This window comes from Bacillus sp. SA1-12 (assembly GCF_000981385.1).
Lineage (GTDB): Bacteria > Bacillota > Bacilli > Bacillales > Bacillaceae > Metabacillus.
This window is the reverse complement of record NZ_LATZ01000017.1, coordinates 39,964-62,040: the sequence shown is the minus strand read 5'-3', so window position 1 is coordinate 62,040 and position 22,077 is coordinate 39,964. Positions and strand designations below refer to the sequence as shown.

General features: G+C 37.2%; 19 protein-coding genes. 6 read left to right on the top strand and 13 right to left on the bottom strand.

The window, feature by feature from the left end:
* The first annotated feature begins 168 nt into the window (after positions 1-168).
* Positions 169-1,848 (top strand): dihydroxy-acid dehydratase, encoded by a 1,680-nt coding sequence (gene ilvD / locus WQ54_RS11915; protein WP_197089585.1) that lies wholly within the window; start codon positions 169-171, stop codon positions 1,846-1,848.
* Positions 1,849-1,986: 138 nt separating this feature from the next.
* On the opposite strand, the gene WQ54_RS11910 is transcribed toward ilvD, so the two are convergent.
* Positions 1,987-4,275: a glycoside hydrolase family 127 protein gene (locus tag WQ54_RS11910; RefSeq protein WP_231597514.1), complete on the bottom strand. Its 2,289-nt coding sequence runs from the start codon at positions 4,273-4,275 to the stop codon at positions 1,987-1,989.
* A 309-nt stretch (positions 4,276-4,584) separates the two neighbouring features.
* On the opposite strand from WQ54_RS11910, the gene WQ54_RS11905 reads away from it, so the two are divergent.
* A complete protein-coding gene (locus WQ54_RS11905; protein WP_046516765.1) occupies positions 4,585-5,457 on the top strand; it encodes an AraC family transcriptional regulator in 873 nt (290 codons plus the stop codon).
* 20 nt (positions 5,458-5,477) lie between these two features.
* On the opposite strand, the gene WQ54_RS11900 is transcribed toward WQ54_RS11905, so the two are convergent.
* Positions 5,478-5,852, bottom strand: a complete 375-nt coding sequence (locus WQ54_RS11900) for a DUF454 family protein (protein ID WP_046516763.1) — start codon at positions 5,850-5,852, stop codon at positions 5,478-5,480.
* 162 nt (positions 5,853-6,014) lie between these two features.
* On the opposite strand from WQ54_RS11900, the gene WQ54_RS11895 reads away from it, so the two are divergent.
* Positions 6,015-6,365, top strand: a complete 351-nt coding sequence (locus tag WQ54_RS11895; protein WP_046516762.1) for an ASCH domain-containing protein — start codon at positions 6,015-6,017, stop codon at positions 6,363-6,365.
* Positions 6,366-6,377: 12 nt separating this feature from the next.
* Complete coding sequence (locus tag WQ54_RS11890; RefSeq protein WP_046516760.1) at positions 6,378-6,821, top strand: hypothetical protein; 444 nt, start codon at positions 6,378-6,380, stop codon at positions 6,819-6,821.
* A gap of 222 nt (positions 6,822-7,043) precedes the next feature.
* On the opposite strand, the gene WQ54_RS11885 is transcribed toward WQ54_RS11890, so the two are convergent.
* The 10 genes from WQ54_RS11885 to WQ54_RS11845 all read right to left on the bottom strand — a co-directional run bounded on the left by WQ54_RS11885 (position 7,044) and on the right by WQ54_RS11845 (position 19,682).
* Positions 7,044-7,841, bottom strand: a complete 798-nt coding sequence (locus tag WQ54_RS11885; RefSeq protein WP_046516758.1) for an endonuclease/exonuclease/phosphatase family protein — start codon at positions 7,839-7,841, stop codon at positions 7,044-7,046.
* Between the two features lie 3 nt (positions 7,842-7,844).
* On the bottom strand, positions 7,845-9,497 hold the full coding sequence (locus WQ54_RS11880; protein ID WP_046516756.1) for a PTS transporter subunit IIBC: 1,653 nt from the start codon (positions 9,495-9,497) through the stop codon (positions 7,845-7,847).
* Between the two features lie 180 nt (positions 9,498-9,677).
* Positions 9,678-9,824 carry a hypothetical protein gene (locus tag WQ54_RS33570; RefSeq protein ID WP_156177901.1) on the bottom strand — a complete coding sequence of 49 codons (147 nt, stop codon included), beginning with the start codon at positions 9,822-9,824 and terminating at the stop codon, positions 9,678-9,680.
* A gap of 213 nt (positions 9,825-10,037) precedes the next feature.
* On the bottom strand, positions 10,038-11,141 hold the full coding sequence (locus tag WQ54_RS11875) for a glycoside hydrolase family 105 protein (protein ID WP_046516752.1): 1,104 nt from the start codon (positions 11,139-11,141) through the stop codon (positions 10,038-10,040).
* A 302-nt stretch (positions 11,142-11,443) separates the two neighbouring features.
* Positions 11,444-13,336: a sigma-54-dependent Fis family transcriptional regulator gene (locus WQ54_RS11870; protein ID WP_046516749.1), complete on the bottom strand. Its 1,893-nt coding sequence runs from the start codon at positions 13,334-13,336 to the stop codon at positions 11,444-11,446.
* A gap of 308 nt (positions 13,337-13,644) precedes the next feature.
* Entirely contained in the window at positions 13,645-14,694 is a 1,050-nt protein-coding gene (locus WQ54_RS11865; RefSeq protein ID WP_046516748.1) for a 2,3-butanediol dehydrogenase, read from the bottom strand.
* 182 nt (positions 14,695-14,876) lie between these two features.
* A complete protein-coding gene (gene lpdA / locus WQ54_RS11860; protein WP_046516745.1) occupies positions 14,877-16,256 on the bottom strand; it encodes a dihydrolipoyl dehydrogenase in 1,380 nt (459 codons plus the stop codon).
* A gap of 15 nt (positions 16,257-16,271) precedes the next feature.
* A complete protein-coding gene (locus WQ54_RS11855) occupies positions 16,272-17,501 on the bottom strand; it encodes a dihydrolipoamide acetyltransferase family protein (protein WP_046516742.1) in 1,230 nt (409 codons plus the stop codon).
* 21 nt (positions 17,502-17,522) lie between these two features.
* Positions 17,523-18,557: an alpha-ketoacid dehydrogenase subunit beta gene (locus WQ54_RS11850; protein ID WP_046516740.1), complete on the bottom strand. Its 1,035-nt coding sequence runs from the start codon at positions 18,555-18,557 to the stop codon at positions 17,523-17,525.
* A 129-nt stretch (positions 18,558-18,686) separates the two neighbouring features.
* Positions 18,687-19,682 (bottom strand): thiamine pyrophosphate-dependent dehydrogenase E1 component subunit alpha, encoded by a 996-nt coding sequence (locus tag WQ54_RS11845; RefSeq protein ID WP_046516737.1) that lies wholly within the window; start codon positions 19,680-19,682, stop codon positions 18,687-18,689.
* Between the two features lie 325 nt (positions 19,683-20,007).
* On the opposite strand from WQ54_RS11845, the gene WQ54_RS32575 reads away from it, so the two are divergent.
* Positions 20,008-20,169, top strand: a complete 162-nt coding sequence (locus WQ54_RS32575; RefSeq protein ID WP_084822004.1) for an aspartyl-phosphate phosphatase Spo0E family protein — start codon at positions 20,008-20,010, stop codon at positions 20,167-20,169.
* Positions 20,170-20,236: 67 nt separating this feature from the next.
* On the opposite strand, the gene WQ54_RS11840 is transcribed toward WQ54_RS32575, so the two are convergent.
* Positions 20,237-21,109, bottom strand: a complete 873-nt coding sequence (locus WQ54_RS11840; protein ID WP_046516733.1) for a LysR family transcriptional regulator — start codon at positions 21,107-21,109, stop codon at positions 20,237-20,239.
* Positions 21,110-21,257: 148 nt separating this feature from the next.
* Between WQ54_RS11840 and WQ54_RS11835 the strand changes: the two genes are divergently transcribed.
* On the top strand, positions 21,258-22,034 hold the full coding sequence (locus WQ54_RS11835; RefSeq protein WP_046516730.1) for a trans-aconitate 2-methyltransferase: 777 nt from the start codon (positions 21,258-21,260) through the stop codon (positions 22,032-22,034).
* Positions 22,035-22,077 lie beyond the last annotated feature (43 nt).

Sequence of the window (22,077 nt, the reverse complement as noted above, 5' to 3'; positions counted from 1 at the left end):
ATAGTCATTTCCTCGACAATAATTTATCTCCTAAAAGGTTCCCTATTATTTTTACTGAAAAGAATTGTGATTTAAAACTATGATAATAGTAAAAATAATGTTACAATATGAAATATTAAAATTTTCTGAAGAATTTTTTAATGGACTGTTTATTTGGAGGGATTTAACTTGGCTGAACAACGTAGTAATATGATTAAACAAGGAATTGACCGTGCCCCACACAGAAGCTTGCTTCGTGCAGCCGGTGTAAAAGATGAAGATTTCGGCAAACCGTTTATTGCGGTTGTCAATTCATATATTGATATAGTTCCAGGTCATGTACATTTACAAGAGTTCGGAAAAATTGTAAAAGATGCGATTCGTGAAGCTGGCGGAGTACCATTTGAGATGAACACAATTGGTGTTGATGATGGAATTGCGATGGGACATATTGGGATGAGATATTCACTTCCAAGCCGCGAAATCATTGCTGATTCGGTAGAAACGGTTGTTTCAGCTCACTGGTTCGATGGAATGGTATGTATTCCAAACTGTGACAAAATTACACCAGGAATGTTAATGGCAGCTCTTCGTGTAAATATTCCTACGATTTTCGTAAGTGGCGGACCAATGAAGGCTGGTACAGATAAAGATGGTAACCCGCTTAACTTAAATTCAGTATTTGAAGGTGTTGGAGCATACCAATCAGGTAAAATAACAGAAGAAAAACTTCAAGAAATTGAGCAATTTGCATGTCCAACATGCGGTTCTTGTTCAGGTATGTTTACAGCAAACTCAATGAACTGTCTAGCTGAAGGTCTCGGACTTGCACTTCCGGGAAATGGAACCATTTTAGCTGTTTCTCCTGAACGTAGAGAATTTGTCAAACGCTCTGCTACACAGTTAATGGAACTTATTAAAAAAGATATTAAACCGCGTGATATTGTTACTATTGATGCAATTGATAATGCTTTCGCATTAGATATGGCTATGGGCGGATCTACAAATACTGTATTGCATACACTTGCATTAGCCCATGAGGCAGAAATTGATTATTCATTAGAACGTATCAATGATATTGCAAGCCGAGTGCCTCATTTGGCAAAAATTGCTCCGGCATCAGATTACCATATTGAAGATGTGCATAACGCAGGCGGAGTAAGTGCGATCATTAATGAGGTCCTTAAAAAGCCTGGTGCTATTAATGGCGATTGCTTAACTGTTTCAGGCAAAACATTACGTGAAAATGTTGCTGGAGCAGATATTTTGGACAAGAATGTCATTCGTCCATTAGACAATCCACATTCTGAGCAAGGCGGTCTTGCTGTTTTATTTGGTAACTTAGCTCCAGATGGTGCGGTGATAAAAGTTGGTGCAGTTGACCCTGCTGTTGGCGGCTACCATAGAGGTCCTGCCATTTGCTTTGACTCACAAGAAGAGGCACTTTCAGGAATTATTACTGGTAAAGTAAAAGAAGGCGATGTTGTTGTTATCCGTTATGAAGGTCCTAAAGGCGGACCAGGAATGCCTGAAATGCTTGCCCCTACTTCACAAATTGTTGGTAGAGGTCTTGGAGCAAAAGTAGGTTTAATTACTGACGGGCGTTTCTCAGGTGCATCAAGAGGTATTTCAATCGGTCATATTTCACCGGAAGCTGCAGAAGGCGGACCGATTGCATTTGTAGAAAATGGTGATATCATCGAACTTGATTTAAATAATCGTAAAATCCAATTAGAAATTTCAGATGAAGAATTTGCAAAACGTAAAGCGAACTGGAAAGGCTTTGAACCGAAAGTGAAAAAAGGTTACTTAGCACGTTACTCTAAGCTCGTTACATCAGCTAACACTGGCGGAGTAATGAAAATTTAATAAAAGAATGAGTTTGAACCTGTCAGTTATCCAAAGATTGGGATCTGACAGGTTTTTTACAACCTATAGTCAAACGCATTCGTGTAAAAAAGCCTAACAATATTTTTGTCAGGCTCTTAGTAGCGGAATCTATTATTATCAAATAACACTCTTGTCATTTAAGATTCTAACTCGATAAACCCCTCCTGCTACTTTTCCATCCTCTGAAGCAAATTTCACTTCCACTCTTTCTTTTCCTTGTGTTAAAGAAAGAGGGATATCGTAGCAAACATCAAAAAGCTTTCCAGGATCGTTTCTTTTCAGTTTTTGATGAGCTATTTTCGACCCATCTATAAAAATATCAAATTCACGCTGATACGCTTTTCCGTCTTCATGCAAAACAGTATCATTCCCGCTGTAGCTAACAAGCAGGTACATCTGATTTTCCGGATTTACAGTCATTTCATAGCTGAAATAGCCTTCATTCTTACAATCTCTCCATCCTGAATTGAAGAGGTTTAAGTAACCAGACCTGGAGTTTTTCGATTTAATCGCATGATCCACCTCTGGCTGCTGTTCATGAGGTTGAACACTATCAACCGTTATTTCTCTTAGTTTTTTCGCTTCCTCTTGTTCTTTGTCAACAAAAGACTGATAGGCTGTTTCATCCATAACATTCCAATAAATCGTATAGCGCTGATGATGCAGGTCATAAAATGGGATGAGAGTGACGCTTCTATTTCCAGGCTGCCCGATTGCAGCTGTTCGAAAGGCCAGCTTTTCTCCTTCAATCGGTGTAATCCACTTTGAAACATCCTCTTCATTCGTGATAAGGTCTGGAACGTTTATTAAGGGATGGTTATTCAGTTTAACATGATCAGCAATGATATCTGTTTCTGGGAATTTTTCTCTCCCTAAAGCCCCTGCCAACACAATCGGTCCAAAAAGAATAGCTGCCTTTCTAGGATCATTTTTACTTCTTGAAACGTGCAAACTCATCGGAATCTCAATATCGATGATATCACCTTCGCTCCATTGACTTTCAATGGTTATATATCCACGTTCTTGGGACTGGTATTGCTTTTGACCATTAACAAGGACAGTCATTGGTCCCGAAACCCAACCCGGTACCCTAATATGGAGCCTTACGTTTTCTTTTGTACCGCTATTAAATAACAGTTTTGTTTTATTAGATTCTGGAAAGTTTGTTACCTGCTTAAGCTTCAAATTTTTATTTTTCAAATGAATGTCTGATGAGATAAATAGATTTATAAATAAATCCTCTTGATTTTCATAATAAATATGCCGATTATATCGTGCTGGATTTTCCATCCCTGTTCCCGTACAGCACCAGAAAGACTCATCTGGCGTGCAATATACCTTGAAATGCCCAGGTTGTGTTGAAACAAAATATGTTTTCATTCCCGAATCAGGATCCTGTGAAGCTAAAATATGATTATAGAGCGCTTTTTCATAGTAATCCGTATATTCTGCTTTTTGCGACCATTGAAATAGTAACTCCGTTAACTTAAGCATATTATAGGTGTTACACGTTTCAGTTGTTTGAATGCCAAGCTCTTCGGTATTTTCCGGCCCGAAATGCTCGTTTATGCTATTACCGCCAATTACATAGGATCGATGCTTTGTGACCTGTTTCCAAAAATACTCTGCCATGTGTTTATATGTTTCGTCACCAGTGATCATATAAAGTTTTGCAGCACCGATTACTTTCGGAATTTGTGTATTTGCATGTTTCCCTTGTAGCTCATCTATCCCTTTTGCAAGCGGATCAAGTACAGCTTTATGGCAGAAACGAGTGGCAAGCTCTAAGTAGTCACGGTTGCCGGTAATAAAATAGAGATCTGCCATCGCTTCATTCATACCGCCGTGTTCACATATAAGCATTCTTTGAAACTGCTCATCGGTTAATTGATCAGTACCTTTTTTCGCCCAATTGGCAAGCTTTATGACAACATCAAGTGCTTGCATATTGCCGATGAGCTGATACGTATCAATTAAACCTGCATAAATTTTATGAATACTGTACCATGGGACCCATCCCCCGCCTAGACTAAAGTTTTCCACTTCAAAATCACCTGTGAAAACCTTGTCAAAACAAGTTCTTGAAAACCCGCTTACATACCCTTCTCCATCGAAAGACTGTATATGTGCAAGCTCTTTTACTGCATAATCAAGCTTCTCCTTTAATTGTTGATCGTTTGTTATGGAATACATAGTTGCTGCAGCTGATAGCCAATGACCAATTGAATGTCCGCTAATACCTGTTTTCTCCCAACCGCCGTAACGATGTTTTTTTGCAGTTTGTCCTGCCGCTTCATAGCAAGGAGCCATTAATCGATCTACATCAAGATAAAGAAGATAATCCTTTCCTTTTTCTTGAGATTCTTTAAATAAGCCATCTAATATTTGAACGTTTTCCAATTTCATTTCCTCCTTGAAACCAACACTTGTTGTCATACCCTTATTATTACAAGGCAAAGCAGAAAACGGAATTCACAATACAACCAATTACATATCTTTTTTTTGGTTTTTCTGTGTTAAAATAAAGCGAGAATTAACACACTTCCATCGCAACATCCTGTGGTTCTCGCTTGATTTGGACATCCTGTCCTTCGTCGGCTTTTCAAGCACTTAACTATTACTTATCTTCTTTGCTTCACAAGATTTTCGGTATGAGGTTTAACTGTACGCTAAAATTATTGGGATTAAGAAAACTTGAGTAAGGGTGGTTAATAAATGAATGAGGTAAGCTTATTGTCATACAGTCTTCCTCTAATAAGAGAAATCGGTCATATGTGGGATGACGACGGAACAAGCGGGCATCCAGATCGTCACATGGAAACAATAAATGTGTTTGTTTATGTAAAAAAGGGAAATATTCAAGTGATAGAGGGAGGAACAGAGTATAAGATAACAGGAGGAGAATATCTTTTCCTTAGAAAAAATGTACCGCACTGGGGTACCTCCTTATATTCGCCAGGAACTGAATGGTATTATATTCATTTTCATGACTCACTGAATGATATGAGCTTGGAGGAGTCGCCTGAATTCTCACATTACCAGCAGTCATCGTTGATCTTAGAAGAAACCTATCATTCACATTTGAAGCTGCCTAAGCAAGGAAACATTTTAAATCCCGAGTATACGGAACTTCAGCTTAAGAAGCTTAATGAAGATTTCATGTCCCCGCACCCGCTCCGCCCACTCTATTTAAGTCTCATGACCTATCAATTTTTTATTGATTTATATATGAATCGATTAAAAGAGATGAAAAAGACCAAACAAAGCAGGATTGTCGGCAAAATGATTGAGCTTTTCAGCAGCTCAGCTTCAGCAAAATTAACAAGTAAAGAAATTTCAGATGAGCTTGGAATGAATTATGCCTACTTATCAACGTTATTCAGAAAAGAAACAGGGAAAAGTATTACACAATTCCAAGATGAGCTATTAATTGAAAAAGCGATTAAGATGCTTAAAAAGGAATCTGTTAATATATCAGAGGTTAGTCATGCATTAGGTTTCTCAAACCCCTTCTATTTTAGCAGAGTTTTCAAGAAAGTAACCGGGGTATCACCAACTACTTATTTGAGTCAGACATATAGAAGCTAAAATACCGCTAATGTGATCACTTACTTAATCGTTTTTATTTTCCTGATAAAATAATAGTATTTATATCCTACTATGCAGAGTAAGAATATTCTAACCAGTAAGCTATCTAGCAAAATAAAAGGGATTGCAATCATACAATCAGCAAATAAAAGAATGGTAAGCTTCTGTTTAATTGTCATTGCTTTGTTTTTGACAAATCCTTCTAAATGTTTTTTATAAACATTTGTTGCTTTAAACCAGATCTCAAATTTCTTTGAGCCTTTGACAAAACAAACAGAGGCTAGCAATAAAAATGGAGTTGTTGGTAAAAGCGGGAGAATGATTCCTAATAACCCAAGTCCCATAAAGAAAAAACCCAGGAAAATATAAAGAGATTTTATTAGTTTGATCGTCATTTTTCATTCCTTCTTTTCTTTCTCTTAGTACCACTACTTTAATCTTAACGATATTATTCATTTTCGCAAGTATCATTTAGCTTTCTTTTACTGCCTGATACGAAAGGAAGAACGAGTTGTGATATAGTTAGATAGAATTGAAAAACAAAGGAGTATATTCATATGACAAATCATGAAGAACATCAAACATTGCCGCCAAAAACCTGTTCAGTTGAACGCCTTGTAACCATGAAGGAGGATATTAAAAAAGTCCTCAATGGAAGGAAAACAGCGACAAGACGAAACGGAAGATATGCTGATGTAGGCGAAATCATGGTATTAGAGGGCAAAAAGTTCAGAATAGATCGCGTTTATTCCCAAAGCTTAGGTGAATTAACCGATGACCATGCAAAGCAGGAAGGATATAAGACTGTAGAAGAATATAAGCAAGCGATCTTATCCTATCATCCCGGGATGCCTTGGCTTCCTCATATGAAAGTTTGGGTCCATGAGTTCTGTCTGATTAATGAATAGCAGGCAAAAGAAATGGACTATTTTTTCTACAGGTTTCTCATTTTTATTCATGTTGTTAGTGTAATTGCATCAATTGGTCCTTTTTTTATCCTTCTGCCTTTGGTTAAAAAACTTAATAAAGCAGGAGATTCTGAGTTAGATACATACTTGAAAACATTTCGATATGTTGTCCGACTATCAAAACATTCGGGACATGTCTTGGTCGGATCAGGAACTTTACTTGTTATTTTAGGCCCCTGGACGTGGAGTACTCCCTGGGTTGTTATGACACTTATTATTTTATTCTGTTCATTATTCTTTTTTGCACGTGCCTTTTCACCAACACTTAGAAAGTTTCATGAAAAGGACCAGGTAAGGGAAAAGTTAACGGCAAAACTCCGCCGAACGATTTGGATCTATATTCTCTTATTAATGGTCATGCTATGGTTTATGGTTGTAAAACCGAATGTATGGTAAGAAAAGCGCAAGGCGCTAAACATTTAACAAGCAGGAATATAGAAAGTGTTCTTACCTTGAATTCCTATTTGTTTAGACCCTGGAGGCAGCCAAAAACGCGACGGCATTATCTCTTGACTGCACTTTTCACATCCGATGCTTCGCCGATGACACTTGGAGCTAGACACCAAAACGAAGTAAAAATTTTTTATCCTTTCCATTAAAAAAAGGGTGACTCAAATGTCACCCTTCTTCGTTAATCACTACCTCCACACCAAAATGATCGGAAATGACAGGCTTATTTTCCCCATTAAAAATAACTGTAGATTTCTTCACAGCAGTGGGCATATTCGTAAAAATATAATCAATGCGCATATCTTGTTTATTTACATCCCATCCCGCGATTTTCCCTTTAACAGTAACCCCGCTATCTTTAATGTTCGCTAATTGATAAGTATCATATAATCCTTTATTTAGTAAATAATCATACCCCTCATTTTTTACATTGGCAGGATTATTAAAGTCACCCATCAAATAAAACTTGCGATCTTTTTGAACTTGAGAAAGCAATAAATCTACTTGGCTTTGAAACGGTTCTTCTTCATCCTGCCACCACCCTAGATGGCAGGAATAAAAAGAAATCAGTTCATCGTTATAGTGAATTTTTGCGCCAACAATTTTTCTGGTTTTCCAATAATTTGTATCTTCTGATTGACTGACAAAAAACGAAACCTCTTCTTCAATTTGATGATTTGTTAATATCGATAAGCCTTCTTCATATTTTTCAAATCCGATGTGCGAAAAATCCCAAACATACTGATAATTTGTAACACCAATTTCCTTAAGATGATGTAAAAGAACGGCAATAAAGTTATCTTTTTTAACCTTCCCTTCACATTTTTCTTCACTAATTAACTGACTTACTTCCTGAAGAGCAATGATATCATAAGACTTTTTCTTAATTGTCTCAGCTAGACATCTTATTTTGTCCAGCTGATTTTCCTCTTGCCATGAATGACAATTTAGTGTTAAAAGTTTCATTGGTTACGCTCCTAAACGATCTTGAATGTCTGATTTTAGGACATCCGCCTTTGGACCATAAATGGCTTGTACACCCTTATCTTTAATAATTAAACCCAATGCACCGTTTTTCTTCCATTCTTGTTCAGAAGCAACAGCGTCTACATCTTTAATTGTGACACGAAGCCGAGTCATACATGCATCAACATCTTCAATATTATCTTTCCCGCCTAATAAGCCGATAATCTTTGTCGCAAGCGAATCATCTGTATTGTTTTGGTCATTGTTTTCGTTTTCATGAGATTGGGCACTATTTTCCTCTTCGATATAATTTCCTAAACGTCCCGGTGTCGGCATTTTGAATTTTTTAATCATAAAATTCGCAACGGTAAAGTTTAAACCGAAAAATACGAGACATGCAATAATGAAATTAACCAGGTCAAGCCATAAACCCGCTTTGATAATCATTGGTGTTCTTGTCAATAATTCAATGATACCGAAAGAGTGAACACGTATATTAATTAAATCTACAATAGCAAAGGCTAAACCCGTCATGATCGCATAAGCAACATAAAGAACAGGTGCTGCAAACATAAACATAAACTCAATTGGTTCCGTTACCCCTGTTAAAAATACGGCTAAGCCAGCAGATAAGAACATCGATTTGTATTTTGTCCGTTTTTCTTTATCAACATTCCGGTACATCGCTAATGCGATCCCAATTAAAGCGGCACAGGATAGAATCATTTGTCCTACTTTAAAGCGGGCAGGTGTTACATCATTTAGTAAAGCTTTATAGCTTTCCATATCACCAGCTGCCAGGAAATTATTTAAATCTGCGATCCATGCAAGCCATAAAGGATCTTGACCTGCAACCGTCTGTCCTGCACTTGGACCTGTTAAGATCGTATAAGTTCCTCCAAGCTCTGTATAATTCATTGGAACCGTCAACATATGATGCAAACCAAATGGAAGCAATAACCGCTCTAACGCACCAAAGATAAACGGGGCGATAACAGGAGCAGTATCCCGGGATGATGCAATCCATTTTCCAAAATCATTTAATAGTCCTTGAACAAATGGCCAGATGATCGCCAAAATGATCGCAGTAAAAACCGATCCGATAATCACAACAAATGGCACAAAGCGTTTTCCGTTAAAGAAAGCAAGTGATTGAGGAAGTTTACTGTAGTTATAATATTTATTAAAGATATTAGCACCTAAAAATCCCGATATAATTCCCACAAACACACCCATATTTAATGCTGGAGCACCAAGGATTGATATAAAATAATCCTTTACAACTAATTCACTGCCGAATAAAGAAGTTACTGTTGCTGATTGATCACTTAACATGTCACTATTCACACCAAAAATAGCCCCAGTGATCCGGTTAATTAATACAAAGGCAATTAATGCCGCAAAAGCACCGCCAGCACGTTCCTTCGCCCATGATCCACCTATTGCCACTGCGAATAAAACATGCAAGTTCCCAATAATTGCCCAGCCAATCTCTTCCATTACAAGTGCAATCGTTTGCACAAAAGACAAATCAACACCTAGCATTCCTACTAACTTCCCAAGAGATATCATAATTCCAGCTGCAGGCATAACTGCAACTACTACTAATAAAGCCTTTCCAAATTTTTGCCAAAAATCAAATGATGTAAATTTCATTAAGCTGAGCCTCCTAAAATAAATAAGTATAAAAGATGGGCAAGCGTTTGCACGAATAATTAAATAAAGTTCCAACGCTTAAAAGGGTTTTCTTTTCTTTAATTAAATTATCATAATTATCGATCGAGCGCAATCGTTTGCATGGATTTTTTAAAAATTATTTGTAAAAATGAAACATCCCTAAAATATCCGATTAATTAGTGGAGACAATATTCCGCCAGGTAAATCATACCCATACGCAACTAAACAAATGAGATAAACGATAACGATACCAATTATAGTTGCTACTATGTGATTTTCAACCTTCCGAATCGAATCTTTCTTCAAAACAAATCAGCCTCCTCACTCTTCTTCTTTATTTTGTTTCATTTTTTAAAATTTAAACTATAATAACCAATTGTTTCACCTAAGCAATTTGTAAATAAATGAAAGAACCCCTCGCTTTATACACGAGGGGTTGATCATTTCCAATTATTTTTGGTAAAAATAAAATCACATGGAAACGGAACATCCATACATTCATTATTCGTAAAACTGAAATTAAATATAATAGTGTAAAAACTCAGATAAGCAAAGCACCGCTAGTGATTGTCCATACGGCATAGTGGTAATTTTAATTTCTTTATAGAAATCCAAACTGTCTCCCATACCAGTACCTACTGAAACCTTTTGCAAAGCGCCTTCTTCATTAATTTCTTTCAAAATTCCTTGAATGGCCTTGTATGCTACTTCCTTATATTCTTGATTAACATACCGTTTGTGCACAGATTTTAAAATTCCGTATGCAAAGCCTGCTGTTGCTGATGCTTCCAAATAGGAAGATTTATCATTGATTAAGGTATGCCATAATCCGCTTTCATCTTGATACGCCGCTAACGCTTCAATTTGTCTATTTAATGTGTCAAGCAGAAATTCTCTAAGGAAATCTCCTTCTTTTAAATCCAAAATTTCGATGATTTCAGGAATAGCTATGGTTATCCAGCAATTCCCTCTTCCCCATAATGCTTCGGCATAATTGTGATTTTCTTCAAACGTCCATCCATGGAACCATAACCCTGTTTTACGGTCACTTAAATATTTAATATGAATTAAAAATTGTTTCTTTGCTTCCTCTATATATTCCGGTTTATTGAACAGCATTCCAATTTTCGCTAAAGGAAGCACAGTCATCATCAATGTGTCATCCCACAGCTGGTTAGTGTTCTCTGGCCCATATGTCATATGCTGAAGACCATCTTCTTTCGTACGCGGCATATCATACATAACCCACTCTGCCCAATCTTCTAAGTAAGGGACAAATGTTTGATCCTTCGTTTCTTCATACAAAAAAGCTAATGTTAATAACGGAGCCATTGTATTTACATTTTTAGGGGGAACCCCTTCTTCAAATCTAGCTTTAAACCAGTCTGTGATAATCTTAAGAGCTTTTTGATCATTTGTTAACTTCCAATATTTAAAGATTCCATATAATCCAACACCTTGAGGCCAGTTCCAAACGTTCCAACTTTTATCGTCAACAACCAAACCGTCGAAGTTTAATAGAAATTCACCTGTATTATCTTTTATTTGAGAAAGATTATCCATCAGTCTATCAATGTAATGGATAACTTCTTTTCTTTGAATAAAGACTTCTTTTTGAATCATAGTATTACCTCCATCTGAATAAAAAATTGTGTACTTACTAAAACATTTCCATTTAAACGGTTTCAAATTACCTTTTGGAAAGCCTATTCCTTTTAAGACATTAGAATGTTTACTTTTTCCATTTGCCAAATGACAAATTTCGTTTGGGCTTAAATATTTCTCTTTTTGTTCTTTTACTGCCCTTTTTGTTTATTTATTTCCTTTTGTTTTTGATTATAGTGAACTTATTGGAATTGGTCAATGAAAATTAAAGAAAAATTTCACAAAAAAAGCAGAGGATATTTTTCCTCTACTTATGTTTTTCAGAGATTAAATTTTCGTATTCGTTTATAAAATGTACTTCTTGGAATGTTCAAGTATTCCGCAGCTAATGTTACATTTCCATTTGTTTTTTGCAATGCCTGAATCATCTGTTCCTTTTGAATATTCTCTCGAAGCGTTAGTTTTTCAGTATGGCGAACGTTCGTGCTTGAATCTGATGAACTCTTTTCAAAAGCAAGCTTTTCTCTTTTGCTTCCAAATAAAGATGGTAAAAAATGCTGTAATTGTTCAGGATGCTTTACTCCACCTTGAACTAAAATATTTATCCGCTCCACCATATTAACTAACTCTCGTATATTCCCTGGCCAATCGTATTTACACATTGCTAGCAGAATTTCATCCGGAATCTTGATATCCCAAGTATTTTTTTGACAAAAATACCGTATTAAATGTGGAATATCTTTCTTTCTGTCTCGTAATGAAGGTACAGTGACAGGGTACACATGGAGTCTGTAATACAAGTCTTCTCGAAAGGTTCCTTCATGGACCATTTGGCTAAGATTGCGATTAGTAGCTGCAATTACCCTAATATTTAAAGGAATTTCTTTTGTACCGCCAATAGGTGTGATTGTCCGCTCCTGAAGGACTCTTAATAAAGACACTTGCATGGATTCTGAAATTTCACCTATTTCATCTAAGAAAATCGTTCCATTATTAGCTTGTTCAAATTTCCCTTTATACCCCTGCCGACGGGCGCCTGTAAAAGCTCCATCAACATAACCAAATAGCTCACTTGCAATAAGTTCTTTATGAATGGCACCACAATTCACAGCAACAAAAGGCCCATTTTTTCTTGAGCTATTTTCATGAATTGAATGCGCACAAAGCTCCTTACCTGTCCCCGTTTCCCCATAAATACAGACACTTGCATCTGTCTTGGCAACAAGCTTCATTTCAACCAACGCTTTTTGGAAAGCTTCACTTGTTCCTGTCTCCCCTTTAAAAAGAAACGGTTCTTTTTCAACACTTGGTATGAAAAAAGAATTCGCTTTCAACGTTAACTGATCTTTTAAATATATGGCCCGGCCGATCATATGAGCATGCCTTTGATCGGAATAAATCGGGATGTCCAATTGAATGGTCAGGCCAAACTCTTGTAAATCCTCAAGCTTCGTTCCGATGAAAGTCATGAACCGTTCCCGTAATGAATGACTTGTAAAGACAATCTCATGATGATTGTTACAAATGGCAACGAGTTCTTTGGATTCCAAGTAATTGATTGATTTTTGCAATAATTCTTTTTCATCTTTATGTATATTGACACTTAATTCACGTTCTATTGCAAAGGCTACAGAAGTTACCATTCCAAGCATAAACGGATGGGAGCGTTCGACTGGGCAAGAAATATCAATAACTCCCAGCAATTTTCCATTATCATTTCGGATGGGAGCAGCAGCACAGCTCCAATAATGAGAAGCGATTGTGTAATGCTCTGACCCAGTTATCATAATTGGTTCACCAATTTGCAGAACTGTCCCAATCGCATTTGTCCCGACTTCACTCTCCGTCCAGCGGATTCCTTCAACAAAATTAATGGCACTTGCCCTATAGAGTATCTCCTTATTACCGGAAACCGATAATACATAACCATCAGGATCAATAATAAGAGCCATCATTCCTAAAGATGTAATAGAATCATACAAACGATCAATGTTAGGCTGTGCTACATTAAAAAGAGATTTATTTTTTTCCTTTTGCGTTTCAAGCTCTTGTTTTGAAAGAATATTCGTCCCTTCATGTTGATATGGATTGATATCAGCCTTCTTACAACGGTACCAGGATTCGCTAATTTGCTTTGATATCCGTGATGAATCAAGTGTACCTTCATTAACAAACCGTTTCCACGTGTTTAATGGGAGTACAGTGTCCATCATTTTTAATCACTCCTCTATTATATTCATCATATTGAGAAGCCTAAATTAGATTTGTTTCAAAAGTATATTTTACAAGGATGTGTATTTTGGGAGTTAATATAAGTGGATTTACATTAAAAGTGCCAAAACAATGAGGGTTATACTTTATTACTTTGCTGTATTGAAATACCTGCACAATTTGATACATCTATCGTTAATAAGTTTATTATAACGATAGATGTAAGTGCTTACAATCACTTTTTACTATTCTAACCTTTCAAAATTGTGCAGGTATTGTTCTAATAACCTTAAAACTAGATAGCTAAAACTCATGATGGGGAGACAAGTATCTTAATATTGCTTTTATTTTTAATTAATTCTTCGAACCCGCCTTCTACTATATTCTGTAAATCTATTTTCTTAGATATGACCTTATCAACAGGTAATCTTCCTTCAGCAATTAATCGGATCGTCATAGGGAATACATTTCGATAACCTAAGATTCCTTTTAACTGGCGTTCTTTTAAGACAAGACTATTTGGCGAAATACTCGACTCTTTCTCCCATATACTTACAATCAGAACCTGTCCTCTCGTTTTTGCACATTCAATTGCATCGTTTAAACAAACATCCACACCCGTAACCTCAAAGCAAACATCTGCGCCGCCATTTGTTAACTCATTAACAGCTTTTATGACGTTTTCCGTAATAGGGTTAATAACAAAGTGTGCTCCTACATTTTTGGCAAGTTTTTGTCTTTCTTCAGAAATTTCGACAGCAATGATCTTACTTGCACCAGCTGAAACTGCTGCCTGAATAAGAAGTAATCCTATCGGTCCTGCACCAAAAACAACACAAGAGTCACCTGTTTTTAACACACTTTCCCTAACAGCATGTACTGCAACAGCAGCTGGCTCAACCAATGCACCTTGTTCATATGTCATATGATCTGGCAAAATATGAACCATTTCTTCGTTAACTGTGACAAATTCTGAAAAGCCCCCTCCACCGCCAGCTAATCCTAAAAATCCTAGTTGTTCACAAACATTATATGTTCCTGTTTGACAAGCCTTACACTTACCACAGGCGAAAATAGGCTCAACTGTTACCTTGTCTCCAACCTTTACTCTTGTAACTCCTTCGCCAATTTCTGTTACTTTACCTGAAAATTCATGACCTAAAATAACTGGTACTTTCTCTTTTGTTAAAGGATGAGGCTGAGTAGGTAAAAATATGGGACCTGCAAGATATTCATGTAAATCTGTACCGCATATTCCACACCATTTCACACGAATTTTAACCATTCCAGACTGTATAACCGGTTCCGTTACTTCTTCAATCCGTATATCTCGAACTCCATACCACTTTGCTGCTTTCATGTCATCGACTCCCTGTCATCTTATCATTTGAAAAATGGGACATCGCTAAATTAATCCCAGTAAATTTTTAGAGAGATTATTCTGTCAGCTCTAAATACAAAGCATGGTAAAATGCCCTGAAAATGCTTTTATGCTTGGGCATTTTCCTTCTTTTATGTGAATTTTAAAAAAATGGAAGTTTCCTAGAAATGCACGGTTTGTCCAACAGAACCAAGAATTGCTTCTTGAACAGCTTCTCCCAAAGATGGATGTGCAGCTACAAAGTTTTCAAGAACATCAACCGTTAACTCGGTATGTAACATGAGTGTCGCTTGTCCAATTAACTCTGTAGCACGAGGACCAATAATGGATACCCCAATTATCGATTGATATTCTGGTTCAATCATGATTTTGACTTTTCCATTTTGTTCGTTAAGAATAAGTGCTTTTCCATTTGCTGCAAATGGAAATTCTCCGATTTTAACATCATGATATTCCCTTTTGGCTTCCTTTTCAGTTAAACCAACACTTGCTATTTCAGGTGCGGTATATATACAGCGCGGTACTGCTTGATAATTCACCGCAGTTTCATGTCCACAAGCATGGTTTGCTGCAACTGTCCCCTCATGAAAAGCCACGTGTGCAAGCTGTATTCCTCCTATCACATCACCGCAGGCGTAGATATGTGAATAAGAGGTTTGCATATTTTCATTTACATGAATTCCTTTTTCACAAAAAGAAACGCCAATCTTTTCGAGTCCAAGCTCGTTAACACGCGGCTTCCTACCTACCGAAACAAGCACATAATCCCCGTTAAAGGTCATATTTTCTCCTCTTTGTTGAATTGTCACTTCTTTTAATCCTCTATTGACATGCTTTAAAGCCGCTTCTGTATAGATTTTGACACCTGCTTCTTCAAGCTCTTGCGTTAAAAATGACACAATATCCGGATCTTCTCCGGGCAAGAGCTGGTTTGCCATCTCAACAATCGTAACTTTTGTTCCCATGCGGCTATAAATACTTGCAAATTCACATCCTATTACACCGCCGCCAATGATAATGATTGATTTTGGTATTGAAGACAAATTAAGTGCTTGACGGCTATCTATGATCCATTCCCCATCAAATCGAGCAAAAGGCAGCTGGATCGGTTCCGAACCAGCGGCAATAATTACCTTATCTGCATCTATTTCTTCAATTGAATCACCTTTATCGACTAATAGTCGGTGGCTTGTAATAAATGAAGCTGCTCCAATAATGACATTTATTTTATTTTTATTCATTAAATAGCCAATGCCATTTACGAGTTTTTTAACAATGTCATTTTTATAGGACAGGACTTGTGACCAATTAATTGAGACACTCGTGCTATCAAGCTGCACCCCAAATTTTTCAGCATTTTTCACTTTGCTGTAAATGCCTGCACTCTCTAGAAAAGATTTGGTCGGCATACATCCTTCATTTAAGCAAGTACCTCCTAAACTTTTTTGTTCTACTAAGATTACCTGTTCACCCTGCTGGGCAGCGACAATTGCCGCTACATACCCAGCAGGACCTCCTCCGATAATGACAAGTTTTGACAAGCGATTTCACCACCCTTATAAAAGAAGTAGATAAGGTTTTTCAAGAAGTTGTTTGATTGACTTTAAAAACTCTGCAGCTGGTGCTCCATCAAGGACACGATGGTCAAATGTTAGGCTTAGAGGCAAAATACTTCTTCTTTGCAATTCCTCTCCAACAAATACTGGAGTATCTGTTGCAGCACCTACCCCTAAAATTCCCGACTCAGGTGTGTTTAAGATTGGTGTAAAGTGTTCAACCCCATAAAAAGCTAAGTTCGTTATCGTAAAGGTCGACCCTGACATTTGTTCTGTGGTCAGCTGACCTGCCCTTGCCTGTTTTCCATGGGATTTAATGGTCTTTGAAAGCTCAAGTAAAGAACATGCTTCAGCATGACGAACAACTGGTACAACTAAGCCTTTTTCCAACGCAACTGCGATACCGAGGTGTACATGTTTATAGCTTTCGATAGCATCATTAATTAGCGCACTGTTCATGTTTTTATGCTTCTTTAACGTTAGAACCACAGCACGTGCAATAAAATCATTTAATGATAATCTTATTTCGTCTTGTAGTTCCTCACAAAGCGACTTTTGCAAGCGGATAAGATCTGTTACATCTGCCTTCATATTGATTGTTAGCTGTGCTGAATGCAAAAGGCTTTCCTGCATTCGGGTTGCAATCACTTTCCGCATTCCTGAAACATGCGTCTTGTTTACACTGCCTGGATCTTGATTGACAGCTGATGATTCCTGTTCAAGCTTTTGGTTTTTTTCTTCCTCAATTGCCTGGAGGACGTCCTCCTTTGTGATTCTTCCATTTGGTCCTGAACCTTTTAATTGTTCAAGTTTCAGACCAGCTTTTTCAGCCATTTTTTTTGCAACAGGTGAAACTTTTATTGATTGCTTTTCATTGCTCATTCCTTGATTAGAAGCCGACTTCCTCACACCATTTGTTCCTGCGGCTTCATCTTCTCCTCGTTTTTCAACTGCTTCTGTTTGTTGACATACAGGAGAAGCAATCTTTTCATCAGGGTTTCCTATGAAGCAGATCGGAGTCCCAGGAGGAACACCATTTCCCTCCTGAACGGCTATTTCTATAAGAGTACCATCTACTGGCGCCTCAAGATCTGTTTCAATTTTTTCAGAACTAATCCCAGCTAGTAACTCGCCCTTGTTAACAGTTTCCCCAACATGTTTATTCCAAAAGCTTACAGTTCCTTCTTTCATAGACATCCCGAGCTTCGGCATTACAACTTCTATTGCCATAAAGGTTTTCCCCCTTTTCCCTTAAACAATTTGCAGCGATTTATCTCCTAGCAGTTCTGAGACCACAGCAATGACTTTTTCCGGTGTTGGCAAGTAGAGATCTTCTAATGGAGGCGAAAACGGAACTGGCGTGTGCGGAGCGGTAATTCGCTTTATAGGTGCATCAAGCAAATCAAAGCCCTCATCTGCTACCATTGCTGCGATATCTGTTGCCATACTGCATCGCGGATTTGCCTCATCAATGACAATAAGCCTGCTTGTTTTTTCAACAGATTTTAAAATTGTTTCCGAATCTAGCGGTGACAAGCTTCTAGGGTCAACCACTTCTAACTCAATTCCTTTTTTCGTTAACTGCTCTGCTGCCGTCAGAGCGGTATGAACTTGTTTACCAATAGCCACGATTGTTACATCTGATCCCTCTCTTTTGACATCTGCTTTACCTAACGGTATCGTGTAATAGCCCTCTGGGACTTCACCTGTCGTATTGTATAATGTTTTGTCCTCAAAATAGATAACCGGATCATTGTCTTCGATAGCAGCAAGCAATAAGCCTTTTGCATCATAGGGTGTAGATGGAACAACCACTTTAATCCCCGGCATACTTGTAAATAACGCATACAAGCTTTGTGAATGCTGGGCAGCTGCACGGAATCCTGCACCATGAGTAGTACGAATGGTCACTGGCACTTGAGCTTTTCCGCCAAACATATATCGAAACTTAGCACCTTGGTTAAGAACTTGGTCCAAACAGCTTCCAATAAAGTCATTAAACATTAATTCAGCAATTGGACGTAAACCAGTTGCCGCTGCAGCCATTGCAGCCCCCATATACCCCGCTTCAGCAATAGGTGTATCAAGAATACGATCCCGGCCAAATTCTTGAACTAATCCCTTCGTTACTCCTAGTACACCGCCCCATGCTTCATCATCTTGTAAATGATCTACTGCAGCACCTCCTGCTACATCTTCACCTAATAAGATGACATTCTGATCTCTGCGCATTGCAAGCTTCATCGCTTCATTAATTGCATTTGATACACTGATTATTCTTCCCATGCTAATTCCTCCTGTATATTAACTAGATTTCTAATGAATAGGTTCTGTTTAAATATTTGTTGATTTCCGGTACAAACTCTCTTACATTCAACATAAGAGTAAAATTAACAAAGAGCTTTAAACTACTAATTAATAAGAAACATAGACATCTGTTAACAATTCAGAAGGGTCAGGGTAGTCACTTTCTTCGGCAAATGTAACGGCATTTTGAACCGCTTCTTTAACAATATTGTCATAGTTTTCAAGCTCACTAATGGTAAGAAGATGATTTTTGATAGCATACTCCTTAAAAAGATTAATGGCATCTCGATCATCACGATGCTGCACTTTATCCTCTTCGGTCTTATATTTTTGAGCATCTCCTTCAAAGTGTCCGTAATTTCGATATGTCATACACTCAATTAATGTTGGACCTTCTCCGCGTCTGGCACGGTCTATTGCTTCTTCCGCTGCTTTATAAACAGACATTACATCTTTTCCATCTATTCGGACACCAGGAATATTATAGGCGCTTGCACGGTCTGAAATTTGTTTACAAGCCGAAGCATATTCGAATGGAGTTGCTTCCCCATAGCCATTATTCTCAGCAACGAAAACAACCGGGAGCTTCCAAATTGCAGCTAGATTTACCCCTTCGTGGAAGGTTCCCTCGTTATTTGCTCCATCACCAAAGAAGCATACAGCTACAGCATTTGTTTTCTTGTATTTCGCAGTTAAGGCTGCACCTGCTGCCAGCGGAAAGCCTCCGCCAACAATTCCGTTTGCCCCAAGCATTCCTTTATCTAAATCAGCAATATGCATGGACCCTCCCTTTCCTTTACAAAGCCCTGTTGCCTTACCAAAGAGCTCAGCCATCATGCCATTTAGATCACAGCCCTTTGCAATACAATGTCCATGACCGCGATGTGTACTGGTTATATAATCACTTTCATTAAGATGTGCACAACATCCGACTGCTATAGCTTCCTCACCTGCGTACAAATGCACAAATCCAGGTAATACTCCTTTAGCAAATATTTTGTGAACCTCATCTTCGAAATAGCGAATCTCGAGCATTTTTTGATAGATCCACTGTGCTTTTTCTTTTGTGATCATGTTGCTTACTTTTTCACTTGTTTTTTCCATACTTTTCCCTCCAGTTTTTAGTAAATCGTTTACATTTTAGGTGTGAGTCATTTTTATAGAATGCTCTACACATATATTCCAAGCAAAAACTGTGCCAAGTCATGCAGCATTAGCAAAAGTGAATTTTAGAAGTTTTATTTTTTATCATTTAAACAAAACGAGATACAAGTCTCATTTTGTCTACTTTTTAACCAGCGAAATAGATTTATAAACAATAGTCTTTTTCTAAATATAAAGTTCAGATTAGCTATTTTTATGACAAGTTAATTTGGCATAAAATTTGCAAACATTTTTTATAAAAAATGTTGATAGGGAGGGTCGTCATGTGGAAACAAACAAAATTTTACTAATTGAAATAGAAGAAATGTCTACTTTATTAATTAACCTCTATCTAGAATACAATGGGAACCTTTTGCATCCGCGACTTATACATGCAAGTCAAAGATTAGATCAATTAATGAATACGTATAGTTCCATTACAAAATAAAGGATTGTAAACGAGGAAAGGGTACACATTATTGTGCACCCTTGTTTTCAGGAAAAAGAAGTTCGAGTTATAAAGCTGCCATCTCTTCTTCTAAAAATTTACTAAAGATAAGAACTTCATTTGTTTGCAGTTTTGTAATGACGTAGGTTGATGAAGTTGGCAGACTGATTTTATCTGCTTTTATTTCCGCTAATTTCTTTAGCATAAGTTCTTCCATGATCATTGAAACTGGTAAATACGAAATGCCCAAACCTTGTTCGATAAATCGCTTTGTAATTTCAATTTGATTAACCTTCATTGTTCGTACAGACGGATAAATGTTTTTAATTGTTTTCAAAAGTTCATCCCAATATTCTGGATGATTATGAGTGATTAGCCTGTATTTTTGTAATACGTTTTTTTCGTTATTATCCATGTTATTTTCCTTTGCGGGTCCAACTAAAATGACTGGATCTTCATGGACGGTCTTGCAGTGTACTTTTGATTGGATTGGTCTTATTCTGGATAGCCCAATATCCGCTCTCCCACTGTAAATTTCTTCACCAATTTCATAAGAAGGCAAGATATTTATTAATACTTCTATTCTAGGATATTTCTCTATAAATTTCCGCAAAATTGATGGCAGGATCGATGAGGCAATTTGCGGTGCTGCAGTAATGGTGATCTTTTGTTCATAGCCTTGTTTCCAAGATTCGAACGTTTCTAGTCCGTCTTCATATTTTTTTACGATCTCCTTTGCAGTTGGTAAAAATCGATGACCTGCAGGTGTGAGAATAATCAATTTTCCTTTTCTTTCAAACAACTTACTATTAAGATTTTCTTCAAGTCTATGAATATGTTTTGTAATCGCAGGCTGAGTTAGAAACAATTCTTCTGATGTTCTGCGGAAATTTTCGTAGCTTGCTGCGACAATAAATGTTTTTAGCCATTTTATCTCCATTAATACCCCCACTTATAACACTTCGTTATCAATACTACATATTATTGTTAATATTTATTATTTATCGTTTCAATTATAATCTAATTAACAAAAATATTCAGATTATTAATTTTTCTTTTCAAACAAGTTATGAGGGAGTGTGTGAAACATGGAAAAAACCTTTAACAAGAAGGACCTATGGAATGCAGATTTATATGATGCTAAACATTCTTTTGTATCAAAATACGGTGAAGGTCTTCTTGATTTATTAGCGCCAAAACCAGGGGAAAAAATTCTTGACCTAGGATGTGGAACAGGGGATTTAGCAAAGAAAATCGTCGGTTACGGTTCAGAAGTTGTCGGGGTCGATAAATCCCAAAATATGATTGCACAAGCTAAAGGCAAGTATCCCGAAATTCGCTTTGAAATTAAAGATGCAACGAATCTAGATTTCAACCAGCAATTTGATGCAGTTTTTTCAAACGCAGCCCTTCATTGGATAAAACCGCCAAAGGCAGCTGTCATAAGTATTTATAACAGCTTAAAACAGAATGGACGATTTGTTGCAGAATTTGGCGGTAAAGGGAACGTTAAAATGATCACTGATGAAATCAGCAATCAATTAAAAAAGGCTGGTATTGATTATTATCAGGATAAATTCCCTTGGTATTTTCCAAGTATAAGTGAATATACAAGGTTAATGGAAGAAGCCGGATTTACTGTCGTTTATGCTCAACTTTATCATCGACCTACCCCTTTAATGGGTGAAGATGGATTAAAGAATTGGATCAACATGTTTTGCGCAAACTTTTTTGAAGGAATGGAACAGGTTCAGAGAGATAAGATGATGAAACGAATTGAGGAACAATTAAAAGACCGAATGTTTTTTGAAGATCATTGGCTTGCAGATTTTAGGAGAATTCGTGTAGTTGGAATGAAAGAGTAATAGACAATTCCCAAACAATAAATGCACACGAAAGGATCATGGT